Raw genomic sequence first — 24,276 nt, 5'->3', positions numbered from 1 at the left:
ACAAGACTAATATTAATAAGCGCACCGCAGGAATTAAAATGAGCGCTACCTTAAAGATATTATTTGGCTAAAGCTTTACAGCAAGATACCCCGTATTACTCTTTAAAATTTAAGATATGTTAGTAACGATTTAGTAATTATATTCCATTACATTCAGCCACTACCGAACCCCGTCCGTAAACTAAATAAAAAATTGGCATATAAAATAAGTATCAATAGCAAGCTTCTGCTTAATCAGCGCTTATAAAGGCGTTATTAAAATAATAGATTAGCTGATTTTTATGTAGACATACAGCTGGGATGGGCTTAGGTATTTCTCATAAAAAGCTGAGGTAAGCCTGCGTAAAAGAACTAGATCTTACAAAATTAATAAGGTAGACACAAATACACGCTCGATAAGCCTGTAATAGGAATCGATACGTGCAAAGTTCTTTGTGCCGCGCTTAGAGGTGCAACCGCTCGCATATCGATTTGCAGTCCGCTGCGTTATTTAGCGTATAGAAATGCAATCCTGGTGCGCCATTCATTACCAGTCTCTCGCACATAGCGGTCACAATATCAAGTCCAAATGCCTTAATAGCATCACGGTCATCACCGAAGCCCTCTAGTCGCCTGGCAATCCACTTCGGGACTTCTGCACCGCACATTTCGGAAAACCGCATCAGTTGCATATAGTTCGTAATTGGCATGATGCCTGGCATGATCGGTACATCAACGCCGAGCTTACACACATCATCAACAAATCGAAAGTAAGCGTCCGCATTATAGAAATACTGTGTAATTGCTGAATTTGCGCCAGCTTTTACTTTATGAGCGAAATTCTCTATATCCGCTCGCGCCGACCTTGCTTGGGGATGATATTCCGGATATGCAGCAACTTCAATATGAAACCAGTCTCCGTGCTCCGCTCTCACGAATTTAACTAGTTCACAGGCATAGCGCAGCTCGCCCACTTCTTTCATGCCGGAGGGCAGGTCGCCTCGTAACGCGACGATATGCCGAATTCCATGTATACGGTACTGCGTCAAAATTCCACGCAAGCTCTGCTTAGATGCACCAATGCACGACAGATGCGGCACAGCGTCAAAACCTTCACCTGCTATTTCGAGTACAGTGTCAAATGTACCTTTCTGCGTCGAACCACCGGCACCAAATGTCACTGACATAAACTTCGGCTTAAGCAACGCTAGCCGAGCTCGCGTTATATATAATTTCTCAGCTCCTTCCGCAGTCTTCGGCGGAAAAAACTCGAACGAGATTTGTGGAGAAGACATGGGGATTTAAGGAAAAGATAGAGCTATTGAAAAGAGGAGTGTTATGCCAGCGTGTACTAGTACCATCGGTTAATAGCAAAGCGATGACTAAAGATTAACGCTCTCAACAAATATGCTATGGCGCTGTATAGGAATGATCCACAGAATGCTGACCAAAATCCGGAGACTTCGAACCCCTTGAGCAGTATCGCACACAACCAAAAGCAAAGCGCATTGATTACTAGGATAAATAACCCTAGGGTAAGAACCGTCAGCGGCAGCGTAAACAGAATCAGAACTGGCCGAATAATCGAATTAATTAACCCTAGCACAATCGCGACGATTAATGCAGTGCCGAAACCCTTAATTTGAATCGAAGGCGCGATATATCTGATAATCAGCAGCGCAAGCGCATTGATCAACCAGGTCAGCAATACTGTCATTTATGGCTCCTTGTGATAAGAGGCTTCGGACACGTGGACGGGCTGGTATTTCGCTAACTTCACCACAGCGCACTGCGGCTAGATGCGGTTAGTAACGATAGTGATCTAGTTTGAACGGGCCATGTTTGTTTACTCTAATATATTTTGCCTGCGCAGCGCTAAGCTCAGTTAGTGTCGCTCCGATGTGAGAGAGATGCAAACGAGCGACTTTTTCATCTAAATGCTTAGGCAGTAGGTAGACCTTATTTTGATACTGGGTGCCATGCGTGAATAACTCGATCTGCGCGAGCGTCTGATTCGTGAATGAATTGGACATCACAAACGATGGGTGGCCAGTAGCGCATCCAAGGTTTACAAGACGTCCCTCAGCTAACAAAATGATTCGCTTACCATCTGGAAAAATAATGTGATCTACCTGCGGCTTAATATTTTCCCATTGATACTGGCGCGTAGATGCCACATCTATTTCTAAATCGAAGTGACCAATATTGCAAACGATTGCGTTGTGACGCATCGCTTTCATGTGGTTGTGGTTGATCACATGAAAGTTACCGGTAGCTGTCACAAAAATATCGGCCTTATCTGCTGCGTAGTCTACGGTGACGACACGATAACCTTCCATAGCGGCCTGCAATGCGCAGATTGGATCAATCTCGGTTACCCATACTCTGGCTCCAAGCCCTCGCAGAGAGTGTGCGCAGCCTTTGCCAACATCACCGTAGCCGGCTACTACTGCGATTTTGCCAGCAATCATTATATTAGTTGCCCTCTTAATACCGTCTACTAATGATTCTCGGCAACCGTACAGGTTATCAAACTTAGATTTCGTTACTGAATCATTTACATTGATAACGGGGAATGGTAAGCGAGCCTCGCGCTCCATCTCGTACAATCTATGAACACCAGTTGTCGTTTCTTCGGTTGCCCCTCGAATATGTTCTAGTCGCGTGGAGTACCAGTGTGGATCTGAGTTAAGATGGCGAGCGATGGCATTGTACAATGCAACCTCTTCTTCGTTCGAAGGTTTTGCGATCACAGAGCGATCTTGGCTAGCCTGATCCCCAATTATTAGTAGCCGCGTGGCGTCACCACCATCATCGAGAATCATATTAGCAAACTGGCCGACCGGCCATTCAAAGATCCGGTGTGTAAATTCCCAGTATTCATCAAGCGACTCGCCTTTGTATGCAAATACTGGCGTTCCAGTTTCGGCAATTGCTGCCGCAGCGTGATCCTGTGTGGAAAAGATGTTGCACGAGGTCCAGCGCACATCTGCGCCTAGAGCCTTTAATGTCTCAATTAGTACGCCAGTCTGGATTGTCATGTGTAGCGACCCAGCTATGCGGGCGCCCTTTAGCGGCTGATCAGCCCGATACTCATTACGCAGCTGAATGAGGCCTGGCATTTCGGTCTCAGCGATGTTTAACTCTTTTCGGCCCCATGCGGCGAGTGTTTTGTTAGCAACAATACAACCCCTAGAGAAGCCTTTTTCGTAGACCACGGCGTTCATCACGCCTCCTTTTCCATCAAAAGCAATAAAAGGACGTGAGCGCCGTTATAGCCACGACCGCAGGCGTTAAATAAGTGCAACGAAACTGCCGATCGAAGAATTTCGAGCCTGTTGGCTATAAGCTGTCGCAACGCCCCTCGAAATAAGCCGAGATTGTATCAAATCAAAGGATATCGCTCAATTAAGCCAGACAGCTGAGACAGATAGATGGGTGTAGTATGATCTACTGGATTCTGATCACGCTAACTTAAGCTGCTCATTCGGCCTATTGGATAGCGCTAAACTCTAGCGAGTCAGATGCTGATAGCCTGGGCTATCAGAGCCACTAGCCATGTGAATACATAGCACTGGCTAACTACAACTGCCACCAATAGTAATTCTTACCGAGAATTACAGAGAATAGCACCGAATCAACTGCTAGTAAGTTAGAATAGACATTTTTACTGAGGTCGGCTGCGCCGCTCTCCGGCTGCCGAGTACCGCCCTATGTCACTGTTTCGGAAAAAAAATATTGATCATATGCTGGCTAGCCGCAATGCAGATAACAGCTTGTCCAGAACTCTAGGCCCATTAGATCTCACGCTTCTTGGAATCGGAGCTATCATCGGTACCGGCATCTTCGTTCTGACAGGAACAGGCGCAGTGATAGCTGGTCCAGCCCTAATGCTATCTTTTTTCATTGCGGCAATAGCGTGCTGCTTCGCAGCGCTTGCCTATGCTGAATTCTCGTCGACGATTCCTGTAGCTGGTTCGATTTATACTTATTCGTATGCGACGCTTGGCGAGCTTGCTGCTTGGATCATCGGTTGGGATTTAATGCTTGAATATGGACTTGCAACATCAGCGGTATCAGTTGGGTGGTCAGGCTACCTGCAATCGTTATTATCTGGCTTTGGTATTACGCTACCAGAAATATTAACTGCAGCACCCGGCACTGTACCAGATCACATAACATGGTTTAATTTGCCAGCGTTTCTCGTTATCATAGCCGTCACACTTCTGTTGTCAACCGGCATACGCGAATCTACTCGTATTAACAACGTGATGGTCGTAATTAAACTAGGCGTTGTATTACTAGTCATTGCGGTTGGTGCCCTCCATGTCCAACCAGCAAACTGGCATCCATTTATGCCCATGGGCTGGTCTGGTGTATTCGGAGCCGCAGCGGTAATGTTTTTCGCTTTTATTGGATTTGACTCAGTATCATCTGCAGCAGAAGAAGTCAAAAACCCAAAAAGAGATCTACCAATTGGTATTATTGGGTCGCTTGCTATCTGCGCAACACTCTATATGGCGGTCGCTGCAGTTGTTACTGGAGTTGTACCGTATAGTGAGTTTGCACATGTGTCGCATCCGGTATCCTACGTGCTTCAGATGATCGGTGCTGACTGGGTTGCTGGATTTGTCGATCTGGGTGCTGTCCTCGGTATGTTAACGGTAATCCTCGTAATGATGTACTGCCAAACACGTATCATCTTCGCAATGTCACGAGATGGCTTGCTGCCTGCTGCACTCTCCCGAATCCACCCAAGATTCCAGACGCCACTTATTACTACCTGGATAGTAGGTATCTTTTTCGCATTAATAGGTGCGCTAATGCCGCTCGATGTCTTAGCAGAGTTAATTAATATAGGCACCCTCGCAGCTTTTTCGATGGTTTCCATCGCGGTACTGATTTTACGCCACACACATCCAGCACTGCCTCGTGCATTTCGATGTCCAGGTGTGCCTCTTGTACCAATTTTTGCGGTCGCATCCTGTGTATTTCTGATGGCTAATTTACAAGCAATGACATGGGTCGCATTCGTAATATGGCTGGCACTAGGGCTAATCGTATACTTTAGCTACTCACGGCAGCATGCAAAGATTGCTTTAAGTCCAGCACATGAATAGTATGTGCATATACACAGCAATAGTGTCCATATAATTCCCTTGCGTATATATGCGGCTGACCTCTCAGTTATAGATATCAGCCGCATCCAAGATATACAGAACAGCTCTAGAAACAGCTCTCCTTACAAAAAGATAACAGTATGCTGCTTTCCATAGTAGTACCACCCAATAGGGTGGTACTACTATGGAAAATGCCCCTACTATTACACCTGCGTTTAGTATAGGCCAGGTAAATCCAGTCTAGTGTGTATATATGTTAATGTGCATTGTGCCGCTCGATTGAGCATAAGCTTTTACATACGCTTCTAAGCTAGTTTTTTAACTAATCAAGACTACATTGCAGCATCTAGGGCTATATATCTCCTGATGGTGTTAGTAGAGCTGGGTAACGCAGCCTCTATTGGTAATAGTCATGCATTACTCTTTCTCCAGGAGAGAAATAAAGATATGTTTTCACACGCTAACCGCTTAAAAAGAGAACCGGTAAAAATACTCAATATTTTTTTAGCTTAGCTAAGAGGCTTTTGTATCGTTCTATCATTATTAGGCTAGGGAAACGCCGGATCGATGCCGGCTGCTGTAGACAGCATCATTGCCTTGTCAGTAGCTTCCCATGAAAAATCAGGCTCCTCGCGACCAAAATGACCATAGGCGGCGGTTTTTTCGTAAATCGGACGTAGCAAGTTCAGCATTTGAATAACACCCCTCGGGCGTAGATCGAAATACTGCTGAACAAGCTTAGTAATCATTAAATCCGGCACCCGACCAGTCTCAAATGTGTTAACCATCACTGATGTGGGGTGTGCTACCCCGATCGCGTACGAAACTTGGATGAGACAGCGGGAGGCAAGGCCTGCTGCAACGATATTTTTTGCAACGTAGCGACCAGCATATGCAGCGGAGCGATCTACCTTAGATGGATCCTTACCCGAAAACGCTCCGCCGCCATGTGGCGCAGCTCCTCCATATGTATCAACGATTATTTTACGTCCAGTAAGCCCACAATCTCCCTGGGGGCCGCCAATTACAAATCGGCCAGTCGGATTAACGAGAAATTTTAAATTTTTCTTGACTAGCTCGCTTGGCAATACCGGCTTAATAACTTCTTCGATTACCGCTTCTCGTAATGTGGATAGATTAATATCTGGCGCATGCTGCGTAGAGAGTACGACCGTATCAATTGCGTCAGGACGCCCATCAACATAGCGCACCGTCACCTGAGACTTTGCATCCGGCCGCAGCCACGGCAGACGACCGTCGCGCCGCAGGTCAGCCTGCCTCTCGACAAGGCGGTGTGATAAATGGATTGGTAGCGGCATTAGTTCAGGCGTTTCGTTGCACGCATAGCCAAACATTAAACCTTGATCGCCCGCACCCTGATCTAAATCATCGTCATGCGCATTGTTCACGCCTTGCGCAATATCCGGAGACTGTTTATCGTAAGCCATTAACACTGCACAACCGCGGTAATCAATACCAAAATCGGTGTTGTCATAACCAATGCGCTTAATTGTATCGCGCGCAACTTGAATATAATCGACATTTGCGTGCGTTGTAATTTCGCCAGCTAGAACTACTAAACCAGTGTTGCATAAAGTTTCGACTGCCACTCTTGAATAGCAGTCCTGCGCAAGGATTGCATCGAGGATTCCATCTGAAATTTGGTCAGCCACCTTGTCCGGATGACCCTCAGATACAGATTCTGAGGTAAAAAGATAGCTGTTCGCCACTTCGTTGGCTCCAGTAATGAAGTCGGTTATATTTGAACATTATTGCCGACTTCGGGTCGAAGCGGCGATGCTTTGTCGGATTACGTTTTGGGCGACGATTCTAGAAATGAAATGCCGAGCATGCTATCACCCCGAGAGCTGCCTCATTAACGTAGAGCTTGCCTGTATTATAGCGATTTATATATAAGCACTTACAGAAGCTGAATTTTTGTTTTCTTGTTATCTTGAAAATAAGAGCGGTCAATAGCACATATTGCACGCTATTAGCTAGCTATTAGAACTAGCTATCTCATCTAGAGCCTCTAGAGCTTTTTTGTTTCTGCCGTATAGAGCTATAAATCGCTTTCTTTGCAGAAGAGCGGAACATTTTAATATACCGAATTCAGAAGAAATGTTGTGGTGTATGTAACACTAACCTAGTGTTCTAATTCCCGCAATGGAGTAAAACGTCATGTGAGCGGATCATGAATCCGCATTTCTAACACACAATACAAAGCAGTATAGCTTAGGATATAAGTGAAAGAATTAGGCCTAGCCTAATTAGTAGCATAACCGCCATTTATAAGGCGAGTCAGCAGTTCGCTGCACTGTACCGCTCTTCTCTAACTCTTTGTTAATTAATCGAATCGATAATTCTGATTATTCTAGATGCGTTGGCTATGTGAGCGCTAGCCAGTAACGTTCGGATGGAGATCGATTTGGGATATGTAATTCATTCTTCGTACCGTTTTTAGGGTGCATCCAGCTTGTGAAAACAAGGTATATATAATTAGTATTGTTTCTCTGCAATGTACTACCGTATTATAAGAGTTATTAAATCAATATCTTTACCCTCTGAACACTCTCTAAATGGCACTAGCCTTATTGTGGACGAGCCGCATAGATACATGGCTAGAGAAGAAATTCTGCACATCTCTAAGACATAAACGTTCTCAAATACTTCCATCCAGCGAAGAGGGCTTGACTATCGCTCGACTATAATTTAATTATATGAAGCTTAAATTTGCAAAGATGCATGGTACCGGCAATGACTTTATAATCCTTGACGGCATACGTAACATGATCTCACCTACGCCCACATTAGTGCGTTACCTATCTGATCGCCATTTTGGAGTTGGCGCAGATCAGCTACTGCTAGTCGAGCGACCTACTGTTAATGGCGTAGATTTTAAGTACCGGATATTTAACTGTGACGGCCGTGAAGTGGAACACTGTGGTAATGGTGCTCGCTGTTTTGTAAAGTTCGTGCATGAAACTGGCCTCAGCAATGCGCGTGCAATTCGAGTACAGGTTCAGCGCGGTGTAAGTATGTTGAGTCTACAGGATAACGGTGACGTACTTGTTGACATGGGCGCCCCAGGACTAGCGCCGACACAAGTGCCATTCGACTCGCTTGGGTTGACACCAGTCCACGATGCTGATGATTTATTGTGGCCACTCGACGTGCATGGCACGACACAATGGATCTCTGTGGTTTCGATGGGCAATCCCCATGCAGTGCAAATCATCGATGATATTAACACCGCACCGGTACTCATAGATGGACCATTTATAGAATCACACGCGCATTTCCCAAGCCAGGTAAACGCAGGATTTATGCAAATCGTCTCGCGGCACGCAATAAAACTACGTGTCTATGAGCGCGGCGTGGGTGAAACGCTCGCATGCGGCTCTGGCGCTTGTGCAGCGGTAGTAACCGGCATCCGACGGAGAGTACTAGACTCCCCCGTGCTCGTGCATGTGCACGGGGGCACACTGACTATCTCATGGAGTGGTCGGCATGATAGTAGCGCCTCAGTTATGATGACCGGCCCAGCACGCACTGTGTTCACAGGCGAAATAGACATTCCAGAGGATTTCCTTGTGTGAGCGTAACTACCTACTTAGGAGTGGGTAGTAAAGGCACCTACTCTGTTGCATTCTTAGACAGGCTGTCCTGGCGCGCCTATGCGCTGCAAAGAACCTTATTGAGCGATTACTAAATTTAATAAATTGTTAAGGGAGTTATCAATTAGCCGGCGACCAACTTGCAGTTCTTCGGCTGCCCCCCCGCAGAGCTGCATATATCGCATTATAGCCGCCAAATTTACGTGGCATAGCTTTACAGCATCGAGAAAAAGCAACAAATAAGAATTTTGCTTTATGGATACAAGAACTATAGCCTAGCTGCAATGTTCTATTAAAGAGTAATGTACCAGATTTTTAACTTAATACGATCAACTTTACATATTCCGGATATTATAAAGTCGAAATTCGAGCATAGCATATCAATTGGCTTACAGGTACTACCACTCTACGCTATGTGTCTACTAACCGCTAACCTACCATGTTAAATCGGGTCAGAACTCTTTCCAAAGTTATCTAGCAACGATACTACTATTACGTTGATAGAAGCCTTGTGCATTTAATTACCCAATGTATTTAAGTGATCTATAAATTCTTATCTACTTTATTCTTGCGGGCCTTGATTAATTGAGCTTGTCCGCTTAGATATCGCTTTTATTTTCAAGTACCACTCGGCTAGCTAGATTAATCTAGATATAGCCGATATAACTATACTAGGTAAAAAAGTAGGGTAAGCGGTGTGTCGATCAGTATTAAAGTAATTGATGCGTTATAAGCTCTTAGCATATAACCGAAATAGACTATTGCAGGCGGCCCCATCTTATGTACCATCCATATGTCTTCGGCACTCGTTCGAGTCGTATCTCCTGTAATTAGGCGGTAATCTACTATGGTTCAGGAATTGCTCAGTCACTCGAATGTAGCGTCTATGCAGGTTTACACCGTGCTAGACCTCTGAAATCTTGCATACATCAGAAGATGATGTAGTTCAGTTACAATAAGTGCCCGCTAGAAAATAATAATGATATAGCCTCTAAAGGAGTTAGCCCCATAACGACTAACATATTTTGCCCGAATAAATTCGGCATGACTTTTATAATTTCAAGCTATGGTAGATACGGGTAATGCTTGATCCCGCGACTTACAATAAAGACAGCTAGACAGATGACAACGACACGACTTTTAACCGAAGCCGAAATCCTGAAGATGAACGATAAGGATTATATGAAGGAGAGTCAGCTTGCCTTCTTCAAGCACAGGCTTGAACAGTTACAGGCGGAAATCCTGCGCAATGCTGGGCAGACGACGGAAAATCTCCGGGAGACTGTAGTGGTACCCGATCCGGCAGATCGCGCGACAATCGAAGAAGAGCATGCACTTGAGCTTCGCACACGCGACCGTGAACGCAAGCTTCTAAAAAAAGTGCAGCAATCTCTTGCAAGAATAGAATCCGGCGAGTATGGCTGGTGTGAAGAAACGGGTGAACCTATTGGAATTCCGCGTCTTCTTGCTCGACCGACTGCAACATTATCTCTCGAGGCACAGAAACGCCGCGAACTACGCCAAAAGTTGTTCGGCGATTAATATCCAGCAACATATAGTTCGATGATGCAATCAAGACAAATATTGATTGGAAAGCACGCCATAAGCGTGTCTTTTTATTTATAGTAAGTTGATCACAGGCGTGTTATGCAGGAGAGTTTGCGGTTACATTAGCATCACTCCACGTAAAACCGCCTTGATATTATTCGAGCCGCCCTAAAATAGAGATAGGGATGTACGGCCCCAGCCCACCCTGCGGCCGCTCGCGAGGACTTCGATTAAAGGAATTCCATATGGAGCAATATCACGGCACAACCATAGTCTCAGTACGGCGCAGCAATAGCACTGCATTAGGCGGAGATGGGCAGGTGACATTAGGCAATATCGTCATGAAAAGTAGCGCCAAGAAGGTGCGGCGCATCTACGGCGGCAGGGTTTTGGTAGGTTTTGCTGGTGGTACTGCTGACGCATTTGCACTACTGGATCGCTTTGAGGGAAAGCTAGAAAAGCACCAAGGTAACCTGACCCGCGCCGCTGTCGAGCTTGCTAAAGACTGGCGCACCGATCGCATGCTTCGTCGTCTGGAAGCGATGCTGATTGCAGCTAATATTGAAACAACACTAGTGATTACCGGAAACGGAGATGTGCTTGATCCGGAAAACGGTATATGTGCTATTGGCTCGGGTGGTGCATATGCGCAAGCTGCAGCACGCGCACTTGCGGAGAATACTGATCTTGGTGCACGCGATATTGTCGAGAAGTCGCTCGAAATTGCCGGTAACATGTGTATCTATACAAATAACAACCGCATTATCGAAATCATTGAATAATCCGAACCGCCCTAATCGACCTTGCAGGACTATTATGCCTGCGTATCGCAGCCTAAGAGCTAATTCGGGCTTGGCGCTACCTTAAAAATGTCGAACATGACTACTATGACTCCCGCTGAAATCGTCTCTGAATTAAATAAGAATATTATTGGACAGAACCGCGCTAAGCGCGCGGTTGCAGTCGCACTACGCAACCGCTGGCGGCGTCAGCAAGTGCTAGATCCGTTACGCCAAGAAATCACCCCGAAAAACATTTTAATGATCGGACCGACTGGCGTAGGAAAAACAGAAATTGCGCGACGTCTAGCCAAGCTTGCCGATGCGCCATTTATTAAGATTGAGGCCACAAAGTTTACGGAAGTTGGGTACGTCGGACGCGATGTCGATAGTATCGTACGCGACCTAATCGATATCTCGGTTAAACAGATACGTGAATCAGAAATTCGAAAAGTTTTCAGGAAAGCGCAGGAACTTGCTGAGAGCCGGATATTAGATATCCTTCTACCAGAAGTACGTCCCGCCGGCTTTAGTGCGACTAGCGATGAGAGTGAAAGCGTAACGCGCCAGACATTCCGAAAGCGGCTACGAGAAGGTCAGCTAGACGACAAAGAAATCGAGCTAGATATCGAAACGCCACAGACCAGTATGGATATTATGGGTCCTCCTGGTATGGAGGAAATGACGGAGCAAATCCGCTCGATGTTTGCTAACCTCAGCGGAGGTAAGAAGCAGCATCGCAAGGCAAAAATAAAAGAAGCCTTAAAGCTCTTAACAGATGAAGAATCTGCCAAGATGATTAACGAAGAAGATATTAAAACTCGAGCGGTGCAAAATGCTGAACAGAACGGCATCGTATTTCTCGATGAGATTGATAAGATTACATCGCGCCAGGAGAATACTGGAAGTGAAATATCGCGCCAGGGTGTGCAGCGTGACCTACTGCCTCTTGTTGAAGGTACAACAATCAATACTAAGTATGGCATGCTGAGGACTGATCATATTCTATTTATTGCTAGCGGTGCATTTCACCTTGCTAAACCGAGTGATCTAATTCCTGAACTTCAGGGGCGATTTCCTATTCGCGTTGAATTAGATTCGCTATCAGTTGGTGATTTTGAATCTATTTTAGTACGCACTGATGCAAGCCTAGTTAAGCAATACCAAGCACTTCTTGCAACCGAGGATGTACACCTTGAATTTACTGAGGATGGCATTAAACGCCTCGCTGAAATCGCTTTTTCAGTTAACGAAAAAACTGAGAATATAGGAGCTCGGCGCCTATACACAGTTATTGAAAAGCTTCTTGAAGAAATTTCGTTTTCGGCTGGCAATAATTCTAGACAATCAGTCAAGATTAATGCTAAGTACGTTAACACCGCTCTGAATGACGTGTCAAAAAACGAAGACTTATCACGCTATGTGCTATAAATCAACTTGTAGATGAGTACGCGCTACTATTATTTAATATATGTTTATTAGCTTGCATTACAGCCCTTAATTAGGGGGCACCAGCGGCGCAGTCGCTTAAATACTACTGCAACATCAAACGCCAGGTTGCTAAATTCCTAATTAAATTCATGACGCTAAAAGCGCTATAGAATTCTCGGATGCTTTCCCGTGTGCCCGACATTAAAAGAACTGTCTATATATTAGCTGGTTTTCTGGACAGGTAGTCATCAATATCTTACTTAAAGTACTCAGTACTTCCGCTTGCTATTCTACATAACCATAATGTGTATAAAAACTAAGCCGGCTACTCGCGATCAAGCTATCTAATAAAAGAGTAGAGTCCCCAACAGGATAAAGATGTAAGCGCAGATAGCATCAAATACCACCTATCGTTAAACACTAGAAAGCTTCTCACTCAACTTCTTTGTTAAGATATATTAGATAGTTAGCAAGCTCTATCGTCACATAAGTCACATCATTATTAGTGTTAGATAACTTTAGAAATTAAGTAACTTCTAGCCTCGCTGTTAGCATACACGAGAAATATAAACTCACGCTGTATCGTTCGTCCCCGCATTCCTTAAAGCACGGTCACGAATAAAAGTAGTTAAGATCTGTCTGACCACTATAAGTATCTAGGAACTAATACGTTAGCGCGCCTCCTACCCATAGGTAATGTATATACGGTGATAAAAAGCGCTAATACACGATAAATTCGTTTCAAGTTATATTCTGAGAATAGCACTGACAGGAAAAAATATATTCCTATACAAGGAATATATCTATATACAATAAAACAACTAATGCTCTAGAAAGACTATTCTAGTCTGATAGTGTAGCGAAAACGTCTAGTTATCATAAAACAAGTGCACTACTCTTTCACTAAAACCCGAGCTATTAGCAGTAAGGCGCTGATTTTATGCTTGATTAGAGGCTTTCTAGCCCAGGACTGAGACTTGTCTCTACAGCACAAACGACATACACAAAATATACTGTACAATAAGTTTAACGCCGGCTAAGCATTTACCTGCACTCTAGTTGCTTTAGGGATCGAATAGGTCGTTAGTCAGTCTATCTTTTGTAGTACGGAGCTAAAGACGAGCAGTTAGTATTGAGTAATCCGAGGTCTATGACCGATATAGTTAATCCCCTCAAGACCGTAGATAACCTTGCTAGGTTAAATCGTTAGAGTAGTAATAAACCTGTTATCAAGGCCACTGTATAGAAAAATCAATACAGAATAAGACTAATTAGTGGCTGTCTAATTTTTTATTTGAGTTTCTAACTTTATTAGACTTCTCGGATTTAAGTCATAATACTAAATATTACCTCTTACTCTATAAATAGACGACAGGTACACCTTGTAGATAATATTCTAGGTGTTAAGAGCGTTTATTTGAATTCTAAGCATGATTAATAACAAAGCTCTTAATCTATGCGTTTTTTTCTATCGCTTGTTAGAAGGTGAAGCGAAGCACATTAAAATAAAAAACTGGTGAAATATATAGATATTAGCCAACTAAGTAAGATCCAATACATCAACACTATAGTTGTATAGATGCTAGAACAATATATTTATTCTGGCTATATTAACGCATCTGTTCGGTAAAGACTGTCTCACATATAATATTAACTTACCGCAGACATGGTTTCAGCTATATCAGCGGTCGTGATAAAGATAGAAAGTTGATTGATATCGCAAATATACTAGGCGTGATATACAAAAAGAAAATACTACGAAATTCTTTATCAGCGCATAATATCGACGTACTACCTACCGGTAGTACGATTATAGGTATATTGAGGACAATAATTTTATTATTACTGCATATAGCTGGAAGTAGCATGCACCCCATCATATCATTAATATGACGCATTAAGTACTCGGTATTGCTCATAAGTAATCGTTGATAGTTTATATTCTTAGCACATATTGCTTTGATCCTTATTAGACCCACTCCTCGGGTGCCTTAGGAGGTAGATAAAACACAAGTAAAGGTATCAGCTCGATTGATATTATCAATCCATAAATTCCCATTTCACTATATTATTATAGCCAAAGTGGCTTATTCCTTAACCGGGCTGGAGCTTGATGATTACAATCTTTAGCGAGCTTAGCATCCTGTTAGCTAAAATAATACTCTTCTATCACGCTCTAAGAATTTCACGCCACTGAGCCACAATGTATAAACATATAAACACGGGCTTAAAAAATTAAGTTTTTTAGGTAATATAATAGATATACAGGCTATTTTGAATATATCACACTGCTGTATGATGAGCGTTAATAATCATAGCTTGCTCTTCGTATTTAATAAATTTATAAGTATTTATCTTGCTACAAGCTAGCTCTATGATATATAGGTATGCCTATGATCAAGCGTTTCAAGGTGGTAATAAATAGCATTCCCAATAATATGCAGATATTCGCCTGGAACGTCCTATATCTATAATGTGTTGTATATTAAGTGGTTATCGCTTTAAAGCTTAGTCCGTCAGAAAAAAATATAGAGTGCTATAGAACTATTAGTTAAATGCCCTTATTAGACTTGTATTGCTGTAATAAAAAACACTATAGCCACCCATAACAGGCCGCGTTTTAGCCCTGGAGCTACGCACATTATCGAATATATCATATAATGGGTTACTTCTAATAAGGGGCGAAGTTTTTTAAAATGCTAGAATAGTATAGATCACGCATAAAATATATCACTCTAATTTTAATAATAAATTTTCAGTTAATTTCTATCTGCTGATATTAGCAGCATCGAATTTACTAACCATTTTGGTACTAGTATAAGTCTACTGATAAAATCATGCATTAGTAACATGTGACAGCGATGAACATAAAGATACAGGCCGCTTTATTTTAAGACATCTTTATTAGTATTTGTTTCTAGCTCACTTCCTCGAGATTGGCTAAGAAAGGCGATCCAAATACAATTACAACATTACTTTATGGAACAATTAATGAATTTTATGGTTATTAAAATGCATTTTTTATTCGATGACGGATGCTCTTGCAATCTTATACGCACCTATTACGCGAAATCCATCACTATGGAAATCCGAAAATAAACTAGAAAGTTTTTAGACTCTATGTACTTACGCTACTTATGCCGTTTCTCGTATAATTAGAAGCTTTATCAAGATATGTATAAGAGCACTAAATAAAATAGCATATTCGACTTCATTTAGAATACCCAAATAGGTATATAACATAATATTAACTCGATATATCCCTCGTAGGTGCGGTATCCTGTCTCTAGAGGGATGTATTGCATCGGAGGATAGTACGCAATTAGTATACTAGCGTAGTAGTCTTGTAGAATATTACGTCCTAAAATTTGACCGGTCTTGTTCGTTTACCGCAAACTCATGTCTACTCCGCCTTACGAAGCGCGTACACTGGCCGCACACGATCCAAATTCGGGTTGGCGAGTCTACTTCAATACACGCATGTTAATCTGCGTGTTTCTTGGATTTACGTCGGGCCTACCACTTTTCACGCTGCTAAACCTAGTGCAAGCGTGGCTGAGAAATGGAGGTGTCGATATAAAAACCATTGGCCTCTTCGCCTTATTGCAATTTCCATATACATGGAAATTTGTATGGGCGCCATTAATGGATCGTTTTGTGCCTAGATTTGGCCGATGGCGCCCTGGGCGCCGACGTGGCTGGATATTATTAACCCAGCTTGGCGTTCTCACGCTAGTCGCTACAATGGGATTTGTGTCACCGACCAACTCAATCCGTACAGTGGCCGTGCTTGCCGCTGCTCTTGCATTCGCAAGTGCAAGCCTAGATATTATGCTTGATGCATACAGGCGCGAGCTACTAAAAGACACCGAGCAAGGTCTAGGTACGGCAATTCATGTCAACGCATATAAATTAGCTGCTCTTGTGCCTGGTTCTCTGTCATTAATCTTGGCCGACCACTGCGCTTGGTCAACGGTTTTTGCTGTCACGGCAGCGTTCATGCTGCCAGGTGTAGCGACAGCCCTATTAGTGAGCGAGCCTCAGGTGCAGAGTACGCTGCCACATACGCTAGAAGAGGCTGTATTAATGCCATTTCGGGAATTCGTCGCACGTGATGGAGCAAAGCAAGCTCTGATTTTACTAGCGTTCGTTTTTCTGTATAAGCTCGGTGACAATATGGCGACCTCGCTAGCTACGTCCTTCTATCTTGATATTGGCTTTACGAAAACAGAAATTGGATTAGTATCTAAGACTAGCAGCTTCTGGGCAAGTATTGCCGGCGGTATCTTTGGGGGTATGTGGCTAATGCGAATTGGCACAGCTCGTGGCTTATGGACTTTCGGTATCGCACAAATAGTTGCAGTACTCGGATTCGCGGTACTTGCCAGAACGGGTCATACGCTACCTGGACTAGCGACGGTCATCAGCCTCGAGGCATTCGCTACAGGCCTAGGTACGGCCGCTTTTACTACGTATATTGCAGGTACGACTGACCCGCGATATACTGCAACGCAGTTTGCATTATTCACTAGCCTTGCATCAGTGCCTCGAACTTTTGCTAATGCCGGCGCTGGTTATATCGTCTCTCAGATAGGCTGGTTTGATTTTTTCTTACTGTGCGCCGTTCTAGCGATTCCAGGCATGATGCTTCTTCCAAGGATCGCACCATGGAAACCGCGATAATATAGCGATCATGTATCGCGGTTTGCACTATCCTAGGCACTATTATTGCAAGCTATTACCTGTCCCCGTGCACGGGGGGTCTTAGCACTAGCTAAATAGCTAGTGAGTTTTTTGTTCTGTCGCGTACTTTTCTCATTATTGACGGCCCTGTCTACGTAGCGGACAGGGCCGTCAAGGTAATATGTGGATTATATCTCCTCATTTAGGATGATACCCTATAGTAGTTCGGCAGAGTTCCAAACTTTAAGATTGCTAATCTTAGCGTATACCGATTTTATATCGGCTAACATCTAGTCGCCACAGTCAGCGCTATTTAAAATCGCTAGTGTAATACCCTATAAAGCTAGAATGCCTAAGATCTCTATAGGTATTTGAATGATATGTCTAAACCTTATGAAAAGACGTACATCAGGAGAGTGTATATTCATAGTCAATCGTCAGCGGCGCATGATCACTAAACTTAATATTACGAAAAATAGACGTGCGCCTAGCGGTGGAAGCAATGCTAGCTGTTGCGATCTGGTAATCGATCCGCCATCCTATATTTTTTATATAGGCTTGACCGCGATTACTCCACCATGTGTACTGTTCAGGCCGAGGATCTAGCATACGAAAGACATCTATATAGCCGAGCTCGTCGAATATTCTAGTTAGCCATGCTCGCTCTTCGGGTAGGCATCCGGAGTTCTTCTGATTGCCCTTCCAATTCTTGATATCGATTTCCTTATGCACGATGTTTATATCGCCGCAGCAAATTACTTCACGCTCGCGGCGAAGCTTATCTAGGTGTACATAGAGATTATCCATAAATCGGTATTTTATAGACTGCCGCTCTGTACTACTCGAACCAGACGGTATATAAACTGATATTAGCGATAGGTCTCCATAGCGTAACTCGACATAGCGCCCCTCATAATCAAATGCTTTATTGCCAAAACCAGCGATGAATTCGTCCGGTTTATGTTTTGCATAGAGGCCCGTACCACTATAGCCCTTCTTCTCTGCATGCTGGAAGTAGCCAATAAAGTCGTAAGGCATAAGGAATTTAGGCGTCATATCATTTTGAGAGCACCTAATTTCTTGCATGCAGATAATATCCGCATTCTGTTCGGGAAACCAGTCAAAAAAGCCTTTCTTTGCAGCAGAACGTATACCGTTAAGATTAACCGTTATAATTCGAAGCATGGTTTAATTTTTTCCCATAAACAAAGCGATTTTGATGGTTAATATTACTCATCAGACTCCATACATCACCTGATAAAGATGTATTAAATAATGCATTATTTATAATATATAGTATATTTAATAATAGAATCTATAGTACTAAATCAGTAAATACTAGGTTTCGAAAATAATTCGTGCCAGTATATTCGTAGTTGTTTAAGTGTTTATAAGACTCGGAGAGAGTGACAAAGAATCTACTTTGAATGCTTAGAAAGCTTGTTCTTTAGTAGTTCGTTAACCTGCTGTGGATTTGCTTGACCTTGTGTAGCTTTCATCATCTGACCGACAAGCGCATTAAATGCATGATTCTTGCCTGAAAGATATTCATTAACACATTTTGGATTAGTAGCAATCACTGTATCTAGAATAGCCTCGAGCGAGCTGATATCGGAGATTTGCTTAAATCTCTTTGAATTGATAATGCGGTCTGCCGCTGTATTATCAGAAGCATTTTCATCCCAGATAATTCCAAAAATTTCTTTGCCTATTTTATTTGAAATTGTACCATCGACGATTCTCAGAATAATTAACGCTAATTGTTCGGCTGATACCCTTGTCTCGCCGATACTCAGTCTATCTCGGTTCAGGTGTGATGCAAGTCCCCCTATCATCCAGTTTGCTACCATCTTCGCATTTGTAATACCTACTTTAGATACTACTTGCTCATAATACTCAGCAAAGGCTTGTGATGTCGTAAGAGCGTCTGCTTCATGCCTAAGTAAACTATATTGCTTAGTAAAACGACACCTCATTGCGTCTGGTAACTCTGGCAGGAATCGGCGTACCTTATCGACCCAATCTTTATTGATTATAAGAGGTATTAGGTCGGGGTCGGGGAGATAACGGTAGTCATGTGCGTCTTCCTTGTGACGCATCGCCTGCGTTTCGCCACGGTTCGAATCATATAGCCGAGTTTCTTGCACGACAATGCCACCATTCTGAATCAATCTAATCTGGCGACATACCTCATATTGAATGGCTTCCTCTAGAAAGCGAAATGAATTTAGATTCTTAATCTCGGTGCGTGTACCGAATGCTTGATCGCCAAGTCGGCGTACCGATACATTTGCGTCGAAGCGAAAAGAGCCTTCCTGCATATTTCCATCGCAAATATTTAACCAGACAACCAATGAATGTAATGTCTTAGCATAAGCTACTGCTTCAGCAGCACTGCGCATATCTGGCTCAGTTACGATCTCTAGAAGCGGTATTCCAGCTCGGTTCAGATCGATACCGGTCATTCCAGTAAAATCCTTGTGCAAAGATTTTCCAGCGTCCTCTTCAAGATGTGCGCGAATTAATTTAATAGATTTCTTATACACATTAGGGCGAGATTTCTCGTTCACTTCTACCCGGATTATAATCAAGCCACCACGTATAACTGGCAACTCGTACTGGCTGATTTGATAGCCTTTAGGTGAATCTGGATAAAAGTAATGCTTACGGGAAAACACGCTTCTCGGGGCGATTGTTGCATTAATAGCAAGTCCGAAGAGTATTGCTCGCTCAACAGCGACTCGATTCGTAACAGGCAGCGCTCCCGGTAAAGCTAGATCGACTGCGCAAGCCTGCATGTTTGGTGCGGCACTAAACTGCGTTGAGGCCCCAGAAAAAATTTTTGACTTAGTTGACAGCTGCGCGTGCGTCTCTAGTCCAATTACTACTTCCCAATCCATAGTTAAACTCCCCCAGGCGTTTTTCGATGCCAGGTAGTAACGCGCTGGAACGCATCGGCAACTTGTAACATCTTAGCTTCATTAAAATAATTTCCGATAATCTGTAAGCCTACTGGCCGTGATGCATAAACACCAGTGCTAAAGCCACATGGAATGCTCATACCCGGCAATCCAGCTAAACTCGTAGAGAGTGTATAGATATCCGCTAGATACATCTGCAAAGGATCGTTAACCTTCTCACCAAGATTCCACGCGACAACCGGCGATACCGGCCCCATAATCATGTCGCACTGCCTAAAAACATTCTGGAAGTCCTGAGCGATAATATGCCGAATCTTCTGAGCTTGTAGATAATACTCGTCATAGTAGCCGTGTGATAATACGTATGTACCAACTAGGATTCGTCGCTTTACTTCAGCTCCAAATCCATCGGAGCGTGTTTTCTTATACATTTCGAGCAAGTCTCGATACTGAGGGGCTCGATATCCATAACGTACCCCATCAAAACGCGACATATTCGACGAAGCCTCTGCTGAGGCGATCACATAGTAGACTGGAATCGCTAGTTCCGTCTTAGGCAGAGATACTTCTATCAAAATCGCACCGAGTGTTTCGTATTGCTGTAAGGCTGTATTAATCGCAGTGCGCACGTCGCTTGACAACCCAGCGCCGAAGTATTCTCGTGGTAATCCAATGCGTAGCCCAGAGAGTGGATAATCAGAAAGTGTATCGGTTTGCCATGCCTTACCCAGGCTATATGTATAGTCTTCCACGTCTCGTTGCGCGCTTGTCGAGTCTCTCGAATCAAAACCACTGATCGCGTTTAGCACTAGTGCGCAATCTTCTGCTGAACGCGCCATGAGCCCTCCTTGGTCGAGGGATGATGCAAACGCGATTATCCCATAGCGGGATACGCAGCCATAAGTCGGCTTAATACCAGTGATTCCAGTCATCGACGCTGGCTGGCGAATTGAGCCACCGGTGTCGGTGCCGGTGGCTATAGGTGCCAGTGCAGCAGCTACTGCTGTAGCTGAGCCCCCAGAGGAACCGCCAGGAACTGCATTACGATCCCAGGGGTTGCGTACTGGACCAAAAAAAGAATTCTCATTGGATGAGCCCATTGCAAACTCATCCATGTTAGTCTTACCTAGCGTGACCATGCCTTTCGCGGCCAACCGCTCCACAACCGTTGCGTCAAACGGACTTATATAGTTAGCTAGCATTCGGGATCCAGCGCTGGACTTCCATCCACGCGTCACAAACACGTCCTTATGTGCAATCGGCAGACCGAGCAGCGGTGTGCGGTCTCCACGCATAAGCCGCTGCTCAGCTGCATAAGCTGAATCCAGCGTTAGCTGTGGATTCACATCGATAAATGCATTTAGCTCCCGTTCGGCTTCAATACGCCTCAGGAAATACTGTGTAAGCTCAAGCACAGATACCTGCTTTGTATCAAGCGCAACTCGCAATTCAGTGAGGCTTTTTTGATGCATCGTATAGTTTTCCGTTGCTTTATATTATTCGATTACTTTCGGGACTAAATACAAACCGTCCTGGACTGCAGGTGCGCATCGCTGGTTCTCGTCCCGATGAATATGCTCTGTCACAATATCTTCTTGCAGTCTTAGCTTAACCTTCTCTATCTGCTGAGTCGGATATGAAAGCGGCTCGATTTTAGTTGTATCTACAGCTTGCATCTGCTCGACCAAACTGAAGAACTGGTTCAGTTGCTCTAACATATACTCTGCCTCGTATTGACTCAGCTCTATATGAGCTAAGTGCGCAATACGGTTTACATCAGTGAGGGTTATGGCCATGGTGTCACTAAAGATTAAGAAATGAGCGAAACACCCTTACTTTTCTTCGAATACAGTAGAATTATAAGGTATCATTAGAAATTCTCCCCAAACGCCGCCCGACTTCTTACTGCCATTTCTACAATGTCTTCCGCATGCGCGTATCACGGCGGCTGTAGCATTCGCGCTGCCTGTATACGCGCACCGCCTATGCCGATAAGTTTTTCCGCAGCTTCGTGACTGCGCGGCGGCCGCCTTTCGGGACCTCTGCCGAAGTTATTGTTTTACCCGCCGCCGGCGCATACAAATATTTTCCGCGACCGGCATCCGCGAGACAGGATTTTTAATGTTCGGTTTTCTCCACAGCTATTTCTCCAACGATCTGGCGATCGACCTAGGTACCGCTAATACACTAATATATATGCGTGGAAAAGGTATCGTACTTAACGAACCATCGGTTGTTGCAATCCATCAAGAAAGTGGGCCAAACGGAAAAAAGATGATCCAGGCCGTAGGCAGAGAAGCCAAGCAAATGCTTGGAAAGGTGCCAGGCAACATCGAGGCGATCCGACCAATGAAGGATGGCGTGATTGCGGATTTTCGCGTCACAGAGCAGATGATTAAACAGTTTATCAAGACCGCACACGAATCTAGGATGTTTTCGCCATCGCCTCGGATTATTATATGTGTACCATGCGGATCAACTCAGGTTGAGCGCCGAGCGATCCGCGAAGCTGCGCTGGGTGCGGGCGCATCGCAAGTTTACCTCATTGAGGAGCCAATGGCTGCGGCTATTGGTGCCGGTTTACCAGTGTCAGAAGCGACCGGCTCATTAGTAGTAGATATCGGTGGTGGCACTACTGAAGTTGGTGTTATTTCGCTTGGTGGCATTGTATATAAAGGCTCAGTACGGGTCGGGGGCGATAAGTTCGATGAAGCAATTGTTAACTATATCCGCCGAAATTATGGCATGTTAATTGGTGAGCAAACCGCTGAGGTAATAAAGAAAGAGATTGGATCGGCATTCCCAGGCTCAGAAGTCAAGGAAATGGAAGTTAAGGGTCGTAACCTATCTGAAGGGATCCCGCGTAGCTTTACAATCTCAAGCAACGAGATCCTGGAGGCGCTAACAGACCCATTGAATCAGATTGTCTCATCTGTCAAGATTGCACTGGAGCAGACTCCGCCGGAGCTAGGCGCCGATATCGCTGAGCGCGGCATGTTACTAACCGGAGGCGGCGCACTGCTGCGAGATTTAGATCGGCTTCTTGCGGAAGAAACAGGTCTACCGGTTCTGGTGGCTGAAGATCCGCTTACCTGCGTAGTGCGAGGTTCTGGAATGGCTCTTGAGCGAATAGATAAGCTCGGCAGCATTTTTTCATACGAATAATTTAGTTAAAGTCAACGCATGTTCGGGCGTTAATCATGGAATACAGTCCGCCGACTTTGTTTAGGCAAGGGCCCTCGGCGCACTCGCGCCTGCTTATATTTCTCGGTCTCTCGATTGCGCTGTTAGTGGCTGATGCGCGTTTTCAGGCATTCGAAGTTGTGCGAAAAGTGATCGGAATGGGGCTTTATCCTATACAATGTGCAGCGCTAGCACCGCGAGATCTAATTATTAGCAGCACGAATTTATTCGTTACAATCCATGAATTGCGTAGCGCGAATAAAATACTACTCGATAAAAACCTACAATTATCGGTGCGTATGTCTCAAACGGCTCAACTGCTAGCCGAGAATAAACATCTCCGTGAGCTACTGCGGTTACAGCAGAATTTAACGATACAGACAACACCTGCTGAAGTTCGCTACGATACGCGAGATCCATTCACACACAAAGTTATTATCTCTGCTGGCAGGCAGCAGAATGTACAGATAGGCGCACCAGTAGTAAACGAAAAAGGTGTTATCGGGCAGGTCACACGCGTCTTTCTATTGCAATCTGAAGTTACGCTACTGACCGATAAAAACCAGGCGGTACCGGTGCAGATACTACGCACAGGTGTACGTAGTGTCATTTATGGCTCCCCTAAGGGAGATATGCTCGATCTAAGGTTCGTTCCGACTAGCACTGATGTGAAGATTGGTGATGAATTAGTCACAAATGGGTTGGATGGCATCTACCCGCCAGGACTGCCAGTAGCTAAAGTTATTCGCGTTGATAAAAAAACTGATACTACATTTGCCAAAGTAGTGTGTAATCCGCTTGCGCCGGTCAGGAGCGCTTGCCAGTTATTAGTGCTACGCTATGACGTATATAAGCTAGCACATCCCACGGATATAGCTATAGATACGGCTAATAAGATTATAAGACAGGTAAGAGCTAAGAAATTTTCTCAGACGATAGCCGGTAATAATACCGTGACATTAGCGGCTATACCTATTCGAGCTATGTTAACCGGAGGAGTATGCGGAACATAGAA

Annotated in this window: 16 protein-coding genes and 1 riboswitch; of the genes, 8 read left to right on the top strand and 8 right to left on the bottom strand. The window is 44.2% G+C overall.

The window, feature by feature from the left end:
• Window positions 1-443: 443 nt before the first annotated feature.
• The 3 genes from metF to ahcY all read right to left on the bottom strand — a co-directional run bounded on the left by metF (window position 444) and on the right by ahcY (window position 3,206).
• Window positions 444-1,274 (bottom strand): methylenetetrahydrofolate reductase [NAD(P)H], encoded by an 831-nt coding sequence (gene metF / locus KW136_RS00205; protein WP_216796333.1) that lies wholly within the window; start codon window positions 1,272-1,274, stop codon window positions 444-446.
• A gap of 56 nt (window positions 1,275-1,330) precedes the next feature.
• Window positions 1,331-1,696, bottom strand: a complete 366-nt coding sequence (locus KW136_RS00200) for a phage holin family protein (protein WP_216796332.1) — start codon at window positions 1,694-1,696, stop codon at window positions 1,331-1,333.
• A gap of 88 nt (window positions 1,697-1,784) precedes the next feature.
• Entirely contained in the window at window positions 1,785-3,206 is a 1,422-nt protein-coding gene (ahcY, locus tag KW136_RS00195; protein ID WP_216796323.1) for an adenosylhomocysteinase, read from the bottom strand.
• Between the two features lie 30 nt (window positions 3,207-3,236).
• Window positions 3,237-3,351: riboswitch (S-adenosyl-L-homocysteine riboswitch) on the bottom strand.
• A gap of 341 nt (window positions 3,352-3,692) precedes the next feature.
• Here ahcY and KW136_RS00190 point away from each other — a divergent pair.
• The gene (locus tag KW136_RS00190) at window positions 3,693-5,099 is read left to right on the top strand and encodes a branched-chain amino acid transporter BcaP (RefSeq protein WP_216796321.1); all 1,407 of its coding nucleotides are present in this window, start codon (window positions 3,693-3,695) and stop codon (window positions 5,097-5,099) included.
• 548 nt (window positions 5,100-5,647) lie between these two features.
• Here KW136_RS00190 and metK read toward each other — a convergent pair.
• Window positions 5,648-6,829 carry a methionine adenosyltransferase gene (gene metK / locus KW136_RS00185; RefSeq protein ID WP_216796319.1) on the bottom strand — a complete coding sequence of 394 codons (1,182 nt, stop codon included), beginning with the start codon at window positions 6,827-6,829 and terminating at the stop codon, window positions 5,648-5,650.
• A gap of 990 nt (window positions 6,830-7,819) precedes the next feature.
• Between metK and dapF the strand changes: the two genes are divergently transcribed.
• The 5 genes from dapF (at window position 7,820) to KW136_RS00160 (ending at window position 17,157) form a co-directional block, all read left to right on the top strand.
• Complete coding sequence (gene dapF / locus KW136_RS00180) at window positions 7,820-8,698, top strand: diaminopimelate epimerase (RefSeq protein WP_216796317.1); 879 nt, start codon at window positions 7,820-7,822, stop codon at window positions 8,696-8,698.
• A gap of 1,140 nt (window positions 8,699-9,838) precedes the next feature.
• Window positions 9,839-10,258 (top strand): RNA polymerase-binding protein DksA, encoded by a 420-nt coding sequence (gene dksA / locus KW136_RS00175; protein WP_216796315.1) that lies wholly within the window; start codon window positions 9,839-9,841, stop codon window positions 10,256-10,258.
• A 251-nt stretch (window positions 10,259-10,509) separates the two neighbouring features.
• Window positions 10,510-11,046: an ATP-dependent protease subunit HslV gene (gene hslV / locus KW136_RS00170; RefSeq protein WP_216796313.1), complete on the top strand. Its 537-nt coding sequence runs from the start codon at window positions 10,510-10,512 to the stop codon at window positions 11,044-11,046.
• Between the two features lie 96 nt (window positions 11,047-11,142).
• Entirely contained in the window at window positions 11,143-12,474 is a 1,332-nt protein-coding gene (gene hslU, locus KW136_RS00165) for an ATP-dependent protease ATPase subunit HslU (protein ID WP_216797349.1), read from the top strand.
• Window positions 12,475-15,873: 3,399 nt separating this feature from the next.
• Complete coding sequence (locus tag KW136_RS00160) at window positions 15,874-17,157, top strand: AmpG family muropeptide MFS transporter (RefSeq protein WP_216796311.1); 1,284 nt, start codon at window positions 15,874-15,876, stop codon at window positions 17,155-17,157.
• A 408-nt stretch (window positions 17,158-17,565) separates the two neighbouring features.
• Here the strand turns inward: KW136_RS00160 and KW136_RS00155 are convergent, their stop codons facing one another.
• From KW136_RS00155 to gatC, 4 genes are all read right to left on the bottom strand, one after another.
• Entirely contained in the window at window positions 17,566-18,342 is a 777-nt protein-coding gene (locus KW136_RS00155; protein ID WP_216796309.1) for an exodeoxyribonuclease III, read from the bottom strand.
• Between the two features lie 233 nt (window positions 18,343-18,575).
• Entirely contained in the window at window positions 18,576-20,057 is a 1,482-nt protein-coding gene (gatB, locus tag KW136_RS00150; protein WP_216796307.1) for an Asp-tRNA(Asn)/Glu-tRNA(Gln) amidotransferase subunit GatB, read from the bottom strand.
• A 2-nt stretch (window positions 20,058-20,059) separates the two neighbouring features.
• Window positions 20,060-21,550, bottom strand: a complete 1,491-nt coding sequence (gatA, locus tag KW136_RS00145; protein WP_216796306.1) for an Asp-tRNA(Asn)/Glu-tRNA(Gln) amidotransferase subunit GatA — start codon at window positions 21,548-21,550, stop codon at window positions 20,060-20,062.
• 24 nt (window positions 21,551-21,574) lie between these two features.
• Entirely contained in the window at window positions 21,575-21,874 is a 300-nt protein-coding gene (gene gatC / locus KW136_RS00140; protein WP_216796304.1) for an Asp-tRNA(Asn)/Glu-tRNA(Gln) amidotransferase subunit GatC, read from the bottom strand.
• 325 nt (window positions 21,875-22,199) lie between these two features.
• Here gatC and KW136_RS00135 point away from each other — a divergent pair, with 325 nt between their 5' ends.
• Both KW136_RS00135 and mreC read left to right on the top strand, forming a co-directional pair.
• A complete protein-coding gene (locus KW136_RS00135; RefSeq protein WP_216796302.1) occupies window positions 22,200-23,243 on the top strand; it encodes a rod shape-determining protein in 1,044 nt (347 codons plus the stop codon).
• Window positions 23,244-23,278: 35 nt separating this feature from the next.
• Window positions 23,279-24,274 carry a rod shape-determining protein MreC gene (gene mreC, locus KW136_RS00130; RefSeq protein ID WP_216796300.1) on the top strand — a complete coding sequence of 332 codons (996 nt, stop codon included), beginning with the start codon at window positions 23,279-23,281 and terminating at the stop codon, window positions 24,272-24,274.
• The last annotated feature ends 2 nt before the right edge of the window (window positions 24,275-24,276 follow it).

This window comes from Candidatus Vallotiella hemipterorum, from assembly GCF_910593725.1.
Lineage (GTDB): Bacteria > Pseudomonadota > Gammaproteobacteria > Burkholderiales > Burkholderiaceae > Mycetohabitans > Mycetohabitans hemipterorum.
Note: the sequence above shows the minus strand (reverse complement) of the source record. Positions and strands in the feature narration are given on the sequence as shown.